Below are 12,941 nucleotides of genomic sequence, written 5' to 3' on the forward strand. Positions count from 1 at the left end.
GGAAAAGTAATTTTCCAATAGCCTCTGATTTTTCTGCGCTAATCCTTTTGACTTTATTTTTTAGCAACTAATCCTGGAGGAAATCCAGCTAAAATTTTCTTAACTGAAGAACTGATAAATTCATCCGGATTATCTGGTCTTTTATCTAGTTCGGTATTACCGATTCCTTGCCAAATTAATTTTTGTGTTTTAGTCGATACTATATCAATTATCAAAGACCCGTCAACATAATCATATGTATTATACGTTGTTCTACCCGTTATCATACCACCTCCCCAATATCCATACGGACGATACATACCGCCATATCCATAAAAATCAGAATTTGCTGTAACCTGTTTTTTGTCTTTTAGAATTGTAACTGCATTGACTTTTAAATCAGGATCATTAGTTGATTCTGTAAATCCTTTATTAATCATTTCAATACGAATTGCATTTGTAACTCGCTCTGCATTTAATTGACTTACTTGACCTTCTTGTGCTTTTAGATCATAAACTGCAAATGTTTTATACTGCGAAAAATTAACTGAACGGTCATAATCAGTTGTAACTTTTACAGATGGACTACAACTGTAAATTAAACCCAATATCATAATCGGGAGTATCAATAAGGCTTTTCTTCTTGTGTTCATTTTATTAAATTTTAAAGTGATTATTAAAAAATTAGTAAGCTATTAAACTCTTAAATAAATGATGAAACTAATAATGAAAGGAATTTTTACTTAAAATACTTGAAGTCCAAGCATAAGTCTTTATTAGATTTATGTGGTATTTTCATTAAAGATAAATGATTTTATCTAATTAGCACGAATAAAACTGGCTAAATACCTACCATAACAAACTGAATTATGACCAATTACCTTAAAAAATAATATGACAACAAATAGACCTTACCCATTATTTCCATCTATTCCTTTAAAAAAAAAAGCCTCATGAAAAAGAATCTCATGAGGCTTTTGAATATTTACAACAACACACTATCTACTTCCTAATAAAAGAAGTTCGGTTATAACAACTTCGGTTATAAATCGTTTTTCACCGTTTTTATCATCATAACTACGGTGGGTTAACTTCCCTTCAATTGCTACTTCCTTACCCTTAACGACATATTTTTCGATAATTTCGGCAGTTTTACCCCAAGCAATAAGACGATGCCACTCTGTTTGCTCTACCTTTTCTCCTTTGTCATTGGTATACCTATCATTTGTAGCAATTATTAAATTGGCTAACTTTTTACCTCCATCTAGGTCTCTAATTTCTGGATCGTTTCCTACGTTTCCAACTAACTGTACTTTGTTTCTTAATGTACTCATGGCTTATACTATTTAAATGGTTATATATATATTATTGAAATCACCCTGAAATCAACAAGGCAAAGATGCGACATGAAACTATCCTTAATCGGTAGGTAACTATTTACTTTCGACTGTAACTGCTTGTAAACGTTTGTAAATGGGAATAATTCATTATATTTGAGGAAAATCTCACATTATGCAGGCCAAAATTAATAAAGTAGAATTACGCAACTTAGAATTTGAAGACTACAAACAGCTCAAGAATTCTATGGTAGAGTCTTATCCTGCAATGGCTGATTCTTATTGGAGAGTTGAACATATTGAGAAATTACTTCAGGTTTTTCCCGAAGGTCAATTGGTAATTCTTGTAGATGGAAAAGTAGTTGGATCTGCATTATCTCTGATTGTAGACGAAAAACTAGTTGACAAAAAACACAATTATCTTCAAATAGTTGGCAACTACACATTTTCGACTCATAATAAAAATGGAGAAATTTTATACGGTATAGATGTGTTTATACATCCCAATTACCGTGGCTTGCGTTTGGGTAGACGTTTGTACGATGCTAGAAAAGAATTGTGCGAGCAGCTAAACTTAAAAGCTATCGTTTTTGCAGGAAGAATACCTAATTATGCTCAACATTCTAAGAAATTATCTCCAAAAAATTATATTGAGAAAGTAAAACACAAACAATTACATGACCCAGTACTTTCTTTTCAGTTAAGTAATGATTTTCACGTTATCCGAATCATGAAAAACTACTTGGAAGGTGATGAAGATTCGATGGAGTTTGCTGTTTTACTAGAATGGAATAATGTTTATTATGATGAAAGTCCGAAATTAATAAATCTGGAAAAAAGCATTATTCGGCTTGGATTAATACAATGGCAAATGCGCCAATTGAACAATATAGAGGCTCTTTTTGAGCAATCGGAATTTTTTATAGATGTGGTTTCTGGCTACGGAAGTGATTTTGCTTTATTTCCAGAACTTTTCATAGCACCTCTAATGGCCGATTACAACCATCTGTCTGAAGCCGAAGCAATACGAGAATTAGCAAGACATTCTGAGCCGATTCGTAAACGTTTTCAAGAGTTTGCAATTTCTTATAATATCAATATCATTACAGGAAGTATGCCTTACTTAGAAAATGGCAATTTATACAATGTCGGATTTTTATGTAAACGTGACGGAACATCTGAAATGTATAGCAAAATACATATAACTCCCAACGAAGTTCAACATTGGGGAATGAAAGGTGGCTCTGAAATTAAGACCTTTGATACTGATTGTGGCAAAATAGGAATTCTGATTTGTTATGATGTTGAATTTCCTGAGGTATCGAGAATCATGTCTGATGAAGGTATGAATATTTTGTTTGTTCCTTTTTTAACTGATACTCAAAATGCTTATGTTAGAGTAAAACATTGCGCACAAGCTAGAGCTATCGAAAACGAATGTTATGTAGCCATTGCTGGTTGTGTTGGAAACTTACCAAAGGTGAACAATATGGATATTCAATATGCTCAGGCGGCAGTTTTTACTCCTTCTGATTTTGCATTTCCTAGTAACGGAATAAAAGCCGAAGCAACACCTAATACTGAAATGACCTTGATTGTTGATGTAGATTTAGATTTGTTGAAAGATATTCATGAACATGGTAGTGTCCGAATTTTAAAAGACAGACGACATGATTTATATGAGATTAAAAAACTAAATCCATGAGAAAATGCTTGGAATGCTCTGAAAAGATTGTAGGTCGAGAGGATAAGAAATTCTGCTCCGACAATTGCCGTAATGCTTATAACAACAAAATAAACAAAGACAGTACTAACTTTATGCGTAACGTAAACAACAAGTTACGAAAAAATTACCGTATATTATCCGAACTTAATCCCGAAGGAAAATCAAATACAACAAGAAGTAAAATGCTCAGTAAGGGATTCGATTTTGAATTTTTTACTAATATCCTGGAAACCAAAACCGGAAATACCTACTATTTTTTATATGACCAAGGATACCGTTCTTTGGAGAACGATTATTATATGCTTGTTAAAAAAGAACTTTAGCCACCAAATACCACATGAAAAAAAACATCCATTCCGTCTTATCCATTCTAGTCATTATTGCAGTACTAGCTTTTATTTATATTACCCTTAAACCCCAATGGGTTTCTAAGGGAGAAGAAGCGCTTGCCGAATTTTCAACCGACAGGGCCTTATCTCATGTCAAAGAAATTGCTCAAAAGCCCCATTATGTTGGTTCCCAAAACCATGAAATAGTTGCGCAGTATATCGAATCAGAATTAAAAGAACTTGGACTAGAGACTTCTATTCAAGAAGGCTTCACGATGAGTGACTGGGGAAATCTAGTGAAATCCAAAAATATCATGGCCCGTATTAAAGGGACTAACAACACCAAAGCTTTATTATTACTCTCTCATTATGATAGCGCTCCTCATTCTGCCTCTCATGGCGCTAGCGATGATGCATCTGGAGTTGCGACAATTTTAGAAGGTGTTCGCGCCTTTTTATACAGCAAGGAAAAACACAAAAATGATATTATTATCCTTTTTACTGATGCCGAAGAATTAGGTCTCAATGGTGCTGCTCTTTTTGTAACACAACACAAATGGGCTAAAGATGTAGGTTTAGTAATAAACTTTGAAGCTCGTGGTACTTCTGGACCTAGCTATATGCTAATGGAAACCAACAGTGGAAATGCTGAACTAGTTAAAGAATTTGCCGAAGCAAAAACAACCTATCCTGTATCTAATTCTCTTATGTACAGCATTTACAAGATGCTCCCGAATGATACCGATTTAACTGTTTTTAGAGAACAAGGCGATATTCAAGGATTTAATTTTGCTTTTATAGATGACCATTTTAATTATCATACTCAACAAGATGATCTTGCTCATTTAAACAAAACGAGCTTAACACATCAAGGAAGCTACTTAATGCCTTTGATGAAATATTTTTCGAATGCTAACTTAAATAAAGCACCGACTACTGAAGATTTTGTTTATTTCACTGTTCCTTTTACATTTATAAACTATCCTTTTGCATGGGTTTTACCAATGACTATTATTGCATTAGGTCTTTTTATATTATTAATTTTCATAGGGAAAGCTAAAAGAATTATCACTTTTAGCGAAATATTTAGAGGGTTTGTGCCTTTACTAGCATCAATCGCTACAGCAGGTCTTGTTACTTTTTTAGGATGGAAAATCATTTTACAAATTTACCCTCAGTACAACGACTTACTAAACGGATTTACTTATAATGGTCATCTCTATATTGCAACTTTTGTATTATTAACAATAGCTATTTGCTTTGGATTCTACAACCGTTTCTCTGACACAAAAATGACAATGAATCATTTTGTAGCACCATTATTCTTATGGATAATCATTAACGCTATATTGGCAAATAGCTTAAAAGGTGCAGGCTTTTTAATCATTCCTGTTTACTTTGGATTGCTCTTATTTGCAATTTATGTAATTACGCAAAAAGCAAATCTATTGATTAGCCTCTTATTTAGTGTTCCTGCATTATTGATAATTGCACCATTTATTCAAATGTTTCCAATAGGATTAGGATTAAAAGTACTTTTTGGAAGTGCTATTCTAACAGTTCTAACCTTCGGATTATTACTTCCAATTTTTGGTTCTTTCCTAAAAAAGGGAATTTGGGCACTGGTGTTCCTTGTAGCTTCTATTGGTTGTTTTGCTTGGGGAGGTTATACTTCTGGCTATGAAAACGGAAAAGCAAAATCGAATAGCTTATTGTACATCTACAATGCAGATAACAACACGTACAAATGGGCAACCTATGATGTTAACCTAGACGAATGGACTAAAAAATACCTAGGGCAAGAGCCGAAAGATGCAATAGCCTTAAACAACCTACAGTTGTTTAGCAAATACAGCTCTGGATTTACCTACAGTGCTGATGCACCAAAAATAGCATTAGCCAGACCTACAATTGCTTTTCTTCAAGATAGTGTGAGAGGAAATACAAGGTATCTAAAAATTAAAATCACACCTAACAGAAAAGTAAATCGTTACGATATTTTTGGCGACACAAAAATGGAATTCAATGATTTTAAAGCAAACGGTGCTGCTCCTCTTGGACAAAAGGGCAAGCAATTGACACGAAAAGGGGATAAAATTTTAAGTTATTACGTCGTAAATAATGAACCACTTGTGATGCAATTTAATATCGATGCTAAGACTGTTTTTGACATGACTATAATGGAGAGTTCATTTGATTTATTGACCAATCCATCCCTTAATGTTGAGAAAAGAGCTTCTTGGATGATGCCGACTCCTTTTGTATTAAATAATGCAGTTGTTGTTAGGGAGAAAATAAAACCTTCGAAAGTCGTTTTAGAAGCAGCCCAAACTACAACAGCTCCTCAAGATAGTTTGAAGGTTGCAAATGATAGCTTAAAACCAAGTACTATAGTTGTACCTTAATCTGATTTAAAAAATAAAATGACAAAGGTTAGCATTTTAGGTTGTGGATGGCTTGGATTTCCTTTAGCGGAAACAATGATCGCAAAAGGTTTTTCTATAAATGGCTCCACAACCTCAACTGAGAAAATCTCGATATTAAAAGCATCTGAGATTAATCCATTTTTAATAAATATAAATCTTAACGAAACCAATTCTTCTTTTGGGGAAAGTATAGCATCTGAAATTGAATCTTTTTTAAATGAAAGCTCTATTTTAATTATCGATATCCCACCCAAATTACGTGGTGACAACGCTGAGAGTTTTGTAGATAAAATCGCTTTTTTAATTCCGTTTATTGAAAAATCAACAATCGAGAAAGTCCTTTTTATAAGCTCTACATCTGTTTATGGTGAGAATAATGAATTGATAACTGAAGATACCAAAGCAAATGCCGATACTGAAAGTGGCAAACAATTGCTAATTGCTGAAGCTCTTTTGCAAGGCAACACTAATTTTAAGACTACAATTTTACGTTTTGGAGGCTTAATAGGCGAAGATCGAAACCCAATAAAGTTTCTGGCAGGAAAAGAGAATATTGAGAATCCTAGAGCTCCTATCAACTTCATACAGCTAGAAGACTGCATGGGCATCATCCTGAAAATAATAGAATCCAATTCATGGAGTGAAATATATAATGCCGTTGCTCCTTTTCATCCTTCTCGCGAGGAATATTATACGCTAAAGGCTCGAGAAAACAATTTGCCTTTACCTAAGTTCAATCATGAGAAAGAAAGCACCAAAAAGATTATATCTAGCTCTAAAATAGAAAATGTACTCGGATATACTTTTACAAGAAAACCATAAAAAAAGGCTCAAAGACTCAGAGTTGCAAAGGGACAAAGATTTTATACTGCGACTGAAAACTGCGACTGTTTTATTTTTGTTTCAAGTTTCAAGTTTCATTCAAATAGCCTTGCTGCCCCTTGCGCATACCTTTGCGAACTTTGCGGTTAATCTTAAAGTTTAGTTTTCAGTCGCAGTTTCAAGTTTCATTCAAATAACCTTGCTGCCCCTTGCGTATACCTTTGCGAACTTTGCGGTTAATCTTAAAGTTTAGTTTTCAGTCGCAGTTTCAGGTTTCATTCAAATAACCTTGCTGCCCCTTGCGTATACCTTTGCGAACTTTGCGGTTAATCTTAAAGTTTAGTTTTCAGTTGCAGTTTCAAGTTTCATTCAAATAGCCTTGCTGTCTCTTGCGTATACCTTTGCGAACTTTGCGGTTAATCTTAAAGTTTAGTTTTCAGTCGCAGTTTCAGGTTTCATTCAAATAGCCTTGCTATCTCTTGCGTATACCTTTGCGAACTTTGCGGTTAGTTTTAAGTTAAGAAAACCTATAAAACAAAAAAAGAGGCTGTTACATTAAGTTGTAAACAGCCTCTTTTTTTATGCAATTTTAATATTACCAGATTTTCACTCTTTTCTCTGGCTCTATGTACATCTTATCTCCTTTTTTGATAGAGAATGCTTCATAAAACATATCCATATTCTGGATTGGCACATAAGCACGGTACATTCCAGGAGAATGTGGATCTGTTTTTACTTGATTTTTCAAAGCTTCATCACGTGTTTTAGTTCTCCAAACCGTAGCCCAAGAAATAAAGAAACGTTGCTCTGGAGTATATCCGTCAATCAAACCTGGATTCCCATTAGCTTTTAAATACAATTGTAATCCGTCGTAAGCTGCATTTACACCACCTAAATCTCCAATATTTTCACCTAAAGTAAACTTACCGTCTACGTGAATTCCCGGAAGTGGCTCTAAAGCACTATATTGATTTGCAAGTGCGTCTCCTAATTTTGTAAATTCTTTCAAGTCATTTTCTGTCCACCAGTCAACAAGATTTCCTTCTGCGTTATAACGCGCTCCTGAATCATCAAAACCATGAGAAATTTCATGTCCGATTACTGCTCCTATTCCACCATAATTTACAGCTTCGTCTGCTTGATAATTATAAAAAGGTGGTTGTAATATTGCCGCTGGAAATACAATTTCGTTATACGATGGATTGTAATATGCGTTTACAGTTTGTGGTGACATTCCCCATTCTGTCTTATCTACTGGTTTGCTTAAATTAGAAAGACCTTTTTCAAAACTCCATTTAGAGTAGTTTCTCATGTCTTCAAAAAAGCTTCCTCCTTCTGCAAGACTTCTAACCTGTAAAGCCGAGTAATCTATCCATTTGTCAGGGTAACCAATTTTAATTGTAATCTTATTTAATTTCTCAATCGCTTTAACTTTTGTTTCAGCAGACATCCAAGTCAAATTGTTTATTCTGTTTTGGTATGCTAAGATTACATTATGAATCATTTTTTCAGCTTTTACTTTAGCTTCAGCTGGAAACAATTTCTCTACATATAATTTACCTAATGCCTCACCAATAGTTTGGTTTACTACTTGAAGAGCTCTTTCCTCACGTGGGCGTTGCTTGATTGCTCCTGTTAACGTTTTCCCGTAAAAATCAAAATTTGCTCTTTCAATTTCTGTAGATAGTTGTGATGCTGTTGCGCTCAATAAAGACCACTTCATATACTCTTTCCAAGCTGCTACTTTGTTTTCTTTAAAAACAGTTTCTAAAGCTTTCATGTATCTTGGTTGCAATACGATAACCGTATCAACTTTAGCCATTCCAATTCCAGAAAAGTAATTTTTCCAGTTAATAGCTGGGGTCATTTTTTGCAAATCAGCAATAGCGGTTGGGTTGTATTGCAATCTGCTATCTCTACGCTCTACTCTATCTAATCTAGGTTTAGACATTTCGATTTCTAATGCTAATATTTTTTCCGCATTTTGTTTAGCAGCTGCAGGAGTTTCTCCAATAAACTGCAACATTCTTGCTACGTGAAGCACATATTTTTCACGTTTTTCTTTTGAGTCTTTATCTTCAGCTGTGTAGTAATCTTTATCTGGTAAACCTAATTCTCCTAAACCAAGGCTTACTGAGTTTTTAGTACTGTTTTTATCATCTGCACTTACATATACTCCAAAAAAACCAATTCCACCAATAGGTTCCATTTCAATTAAGAACTTCTGTAAATCGGCAGTATTTTTGATTGCCTCAATTTTTTTAAGGTATGGTTTTAAAGGTGTAATTCCTTGTTTGTTTCTTCCAACAGTATCTAATATTGCATTAAAAAGGTTTATTGCTTTTCCTTGATCTGTATTGGATTTGTATTTTGGATCTTTCGAAGCTTCTTTTAAAATAGCTAATGAATTTGCATCTGTTTTCTTCAGCAACTCATTAAAACTTCCCCAAGTTGTCCTATCACTAGGAATCTCTGTTTTTGCCAACCAAGTTCCATTTACAAAACGGAAAAAATCTTCGCTTGGCTTAACATTTTTATCCATCAAGGATACGTCAATTCCTGATACTGAAGGTGCCTGACTTTGGGCTTGGCACATTGCAAATCCTAACATTGCAGGAATTGCAAATAGCAAATTCTTACTATTGTGTTTTTTCATTTTTAAATAAGGTTTTATAGTTTCACAAACTTATTGTTATTATTTTTAATAAAATGCTAATTTTTGTTAGATTTAAGCTTGTAATTAGATTGGTCTAAATTTAAAAAAAATGTTACATATTTAGATTAAAACTTGTAAGCAAAAAGCAATTTCATGGTATTAATTCAAAATTATTTCTGAATATTTACATCATAAAACAATCAGTACGTGAGAGCTAAAATTCAGCAGGCCTTTTCTAACAAAGTAGAATCTATTGGTTTACCAATACTCGCTTTGTGTTGGGTAAGTTTTTTTTGGGGAACAACATGGCTAGCATCTAAGGAAGGCGTTAAACACATGCCTGCATTACAACTAGCGACTATCCGACAATTTATAGGCGGTATTTTATATGTTGGTTACTTTTTACTCAAGAAAGCACCATGGCCTAAGGGAAAACAATGGCAAACTATTTTTGTGTTGAGTATCTTAAATTTTGCCTGTAGTAATGGGTTAAGTACTTGGGGCGTAAAATACATAAGTAGCGGTCTAGGTGCAATTATTGGTGCTATTTTCCCAATATGGATTGTTATTATTTGCTTTTTTAAAGGAGAACGAATTGCTAAACTCGCTGTTGCTGGAATTTTAATATGTTTTGTTGGGGTGTGTATTATTTTTATGGACCACCTAGCTGATTTTCTTAACCCTGAATTTCAATTCGGAATCTTCTTATCTGTAGCTGCAACTATAACTTGGGCATTTGGAATTTTACATATCATGAAAAAAGCTGCTAGTTTTAACCCCTATTTTAGTTTGGGCTTACAAATGCTTATTTCTAGTTTCATTCTTTTTGGTATAACCGAAGCAACTGGAACTAATATAGCGCTAGATAAAATTCCTGTTTCTTCTTGGTGGGCAATCGCCTATTTAGTTATTATTGGATCTGTCTTAACTTTTATTGCTTTTATATATACGCTGCAACATTTACCAAAAGAAGTTAGCAGTATTTATGCCTACATCAATCCTATCGTTGCCCTATTATTGGGATTCATACTTTTTAATGAAACACTTACCCTTGCTATTGTTATTGGAGTTTTAGTAACTTTAATTGGCTTGTATCTGGTGAATTCGTCGATTCGAAAAATAAAGAATTAGACAATTTTAGACTGCTTAGATTAATTAGACTAGCTTAGATTGTTAGAATTCTTAGAATTTTGGATTGTTAGATTAGCTAGATAACTTGAATTGATTGACTACTTGAACAACTTTAATTCTTGGATTATTTGTGAATTTTTATGTCATGCTGAGTGGAGTCGAAGCTTTTAACTGATTAGGTTATAAATTTCATAACTCGTGACTACAAACAACTAATACATATTCCAGATTTTAAGCACAAAATACTTAATACTTAATACTTAATACTTAATACTTAATACTTAATACTTAATAGTACTGAAATAAAAAACGGCTGCCTTATTAAGACAGCCGTTTTTAAATATTTGTTTTACCAAATTTTAACTCGCTTTGATGGTTCTATATACATACCATCACCTGGTTTTATTGAGAATGCATCATAAAAAGCATCTACATTTTGCAACGGTACATAAGCACGGTACATTCCAGGAGAGTGCGGATCTGTTTTAACCTGACTTTTTATTGCTTCATCACGGCTTTTGGTTCTCCAAACTGTTGCCCATGATATAAAGAAACGTTGTTCTGGAGTATATCCATCTATTAACCCTGGATTTCCATTAGCTTTTAAATACAATTGTAATCCATCATAAGCAGCATTAACACCACCTAAATCACCGATATTTTCTCCTAATGTAAACTTACCATCTACATGAATTCCTGGTAAAGGCTCTAAAGCGCTATATTGATTTGCTAATGCAGTTCCTAAAGCTGTAAATTGTTTCAAATCATCTGCTGTCCACCAATCAACTAGGTTTCCATTTGCATTGTAACGTGCTCCTGAATCATCAAAACCATGAGAAATTTCATGTCCAATTACAGCTCCAATTCCACCGTAGTTCACAGCCTCATCTGCTTCATAATTGTAAAAAGGAGGTTGCAAAATAGCCGCTGGGAATACAATCTCGTTGTATGATGGATTGTAATATGCGTTTACAGTTTGTGGTGACATACCCCATACCGTTTTATCAACTGGTTGTTTGTATTTAGAAATGTTATCATCATAACTCCATTTCGCTAGATTAAGGCTATTCTCAAAATAACTTCCTCCCTCTTGTACATCTTTAATAACTAAAGCGCTGTAATCTTTCCATTTATCAGGGTAACCAATTTTTATTGCAATTTTATTAAGTTTTTCAATTGCTTTTGTTTTCGTTTCTGCTGACATCCAAGGCAGATTATTAATACGGTTTTGGTAAGCCATAACTATATTACGAATCATTTTTTCAGCTTTTACTTTAGCTTCAGCTGGAAACATTTTTTCAACATACAATTTTCCTAAAGATTCACCAACAGCTTGATTGATTACCTGTAATGCTCTTTCTTCACTAGGACGTTGTTTAATTGCCCCTGTTAATGTTTTTCCGTAGAAATCAAAGCTTGCATCTTCTATTTGAGTAGTTAACTGTGAAGTAGATTTATTTAAAGCGCTCCATTTTAAATATTCTTTCCAAGCTCCTACTTTATTCTCAGTCAAAATTGTTTGCAACGCTTTCATGTAACGTGGTTGTGTTACAATAATCGTATCTGCTTTTGCCATTCCTATCCCTGCAAGATATTTATCCCATTGAATTGCAGGTGTCATCTTTTTAAGATCAGCAACTGCTGTTGGGTTATATTGTAGTCTTCCGTCTCTGCGCTCAACACGATCTAATCTTGGTGCAGACATAGCAGTTTCTAAAGCCAAAACTTGTGCAGCACTCTCTTTAGCCTTTTGTGGAGACTCTCCGATAAACTGCAACATTCTTGCAATATGGAGTTCGTACTTTGCTCTTTTTTCTTTAGAATCCTTATCTTCAGATACATAATAGTCTTTATCAGACAACCCTAATCTACCAACACTTAAATTAACAGTATTGATATTACTATTCTTTTTATCTGCACTAACATAAATTCCAAAGAAACCAGCTCCTCCTAAAGGTTCCATTTCTATTAAAAATTTCTGTAAGTCTGCTACATTTTTGATAGCATCTATTTTATCCAAATAAGGTTTTAATGGTTTTATACCTTGCTTATTTCTTCCAACAGTATCTAAAATTGTATTAAAAAGCGCAATTGCCTTTCCTTGCTCTGTATTTGATTTATACTTTTGACTTTTTGAAGCTTCCTTTAAAATTGCCAAAGCATCATTATCCGTCTTCTGACGTAGTTCGTTAAAGCTTCCCCATGCATTTCTATCGCTAGGGATCTCTGTTTTATCTAACCAAGTTCCGTTAACATAACGAAAGAAATCTTGGCTTGGCTTAACATTTTTGTCCATTAAAGAAACATCAATACCTGATGCCTTAGGTGCCATGCTTTGTGCTTGACACATTGCAAATCCTAACATTGCAGGAACAGCAAACAACAAATGCTTATTAATTTGTCTTTTCATATTTTGTTTTTGTTTAGTATTCACAAACTTATTGTTATTATTCAGAATAAAATGTTAACAATAACAAGATTTTTTGTTTCAAAACTCAAAATATCCAATTATTCTAAAAAAAACAAAACGACTAA

The 12,941-nt window shown here is 33.7% G+C and carries 9 protein-coding genes; 5 read left to right on the forward strand and 4 right to left on the reverse strand.

Features of this window, described 5'->3' with window-relative positions; all coding sequences use genetic code 11:
* Nucleotides 1-53: 53 nt before the first annotated feature.
* Both LNQ49_RS11875 and LNQ49_RS11880 read right to left on the reverse strand, forming a co-directional pair.
* Nucleotides 54-632, reverse strand: a complete 579-nt coding sequence (locus LNQ49_RS11875) for a DUF4136 domain-containing protein (RefSeq protein WP_229989065.1) — start codon at nt 630-632, stop codon at nt 54-56.
* A gap of 345 nt (nt 633-977) precedes the next feature.
* Nucleotides 978-1,313 carry a single-stranded DNA-binding protein gene (locus LNQ49_RS11880; RefSeq protein WP_229989066.1) on the reverse strand — a complete coding sequence of 112 codons (336 nt, stop codon included), beginning with the start codon at nt 1,311-1,313 and terminating at the stop codon, nt 978-980.
* Nucleotides 1,314-1,491: 178 nt separating this feature from the next.
* Here LNQ49_RS11880 and LNQ49_RS11885 point away from each other — a divergent pair, with 178 nt between their 5' ends.
* From LNQ49_RS11885 to LNQ49_RS11900, 4 genes are read left to right on the forward strand one after another with little or no spacing between them, the layout of a single operon-like run.
* Nucleotides 1,492-3,021 carry a bifunctional GNAT family N-acetyltransferase/carbon-nitrogen hydrolase family protein gene (locus LNQ49_RS11885; protein WP_229989067.1) on the forward strand — a complete coding sequence of 510 codons (1,530 nt, stop codon included), beginning with the start codon at nt 1,492-1,494 and terminating at the stop codon, nt 3,019-3,021.
* Nucleotides 3,018-3,365 carry a hypothetical protein gene (locus tag LNQ49_RS11890; RefSeq protein ID WP_229989068.1) on the forward strand — a complete coding sequence of 116 codons (348 nt, stop codon included), beginning with the start codon at nt 3,018-3,020 and terminating at the stop codon, nt 3,363-3,365. The genes LNQ49_RS11885 and LNQ49_RS11890 overlap by 4 nt, the downstream gene beginning before the upstream one ends.
* A 14-nt stretch (nt 3,366-3,379) precedes the next feature.
* Nucleotides 3,380-5,776, forward strand: a complete 2,397-nt coding sequence (locus LNQ49_RS11895) for a M20/M25/M40 family metallo-hydrolase (RefSeq protein ID WP_229989069.1) — start codon at nt 3,380-3,382, stop codon at nt 5,774-5,776.
* An 18-nt stretch (nt 5,777-5,794) separates the two neighbouring features.
* Nucleotides 5,795-6,619: a Rossmann-fold NAD(P)-binding domain-containing protein gene (locus LNQ49_RS11900; protein ID WP_229989071.1), complete on the forward strand. Its 825-nt coding sequence runs from the start codon at nt 5,795-5,797 to the stop codon at nt 6,617-6,619.
* 595 nt (nt 6,620-7,214) lie between these two features.
* On the opposite strand, the gene LNQ49_RS11905 is transcribed toward LNQ49_RS11900, so the two are convergent.
* Nucleotides 7,215-9,275, reverse strand: coding sequence for a M13 family metallopeptidase (locus LNQ49_RS11905; RefSeq protein ID WP_229989073.1), 2,061 nt, complete (start codon nt 9,273-9,275; stop codon nt 7,215-7,217).
* A gap of 207 nt (nt 9,276-9,482) precedes the next feature.
* Between LNQ49_RS11905 and LNQ49_RS11910 the strand changes: the two genes are divergently transcribed.
* Nucleotides 9,483-10,406, forward strand: coding sequence for a DMT family transporter (locus tag LNQ49_RS11910; protein ID WP_229989074.1), 924 nt, complete (start codon nt 9,483-9,485; stop codon nt 10,404-10,406).
* Between the two features lie 349 nt (nt 10,407-10,755).
* Here LNQ49_RS11910 and LNQ49_RS11915 read toward each other — a convergent pair whose 3' ends face one another.
* On the reverse strand, nt 10,756-12,816 hold the full coding sequence (locus LNQ49_RS11915; RefSeq protein WP_229989075.1) for a M13 family metallopeptidase: 2,061 nt from the start codon (nt 12,814-12,816) through the stop codon (nt 10,756-10,758).
* Nucleotides 12,817-12,941 lie beyond the last annotated feature (125 nt).

Source organism: Flavobacterium pisciphilum, assembly GCF_020905345.1.
Classification (GTDB): domain Bacteria; phylum Bacteroidota; class Bacteroidia; order Flavobacteriales; family Flavobacteriaceae; genus Flavobacterium; species Flavobacterium pisciphilum.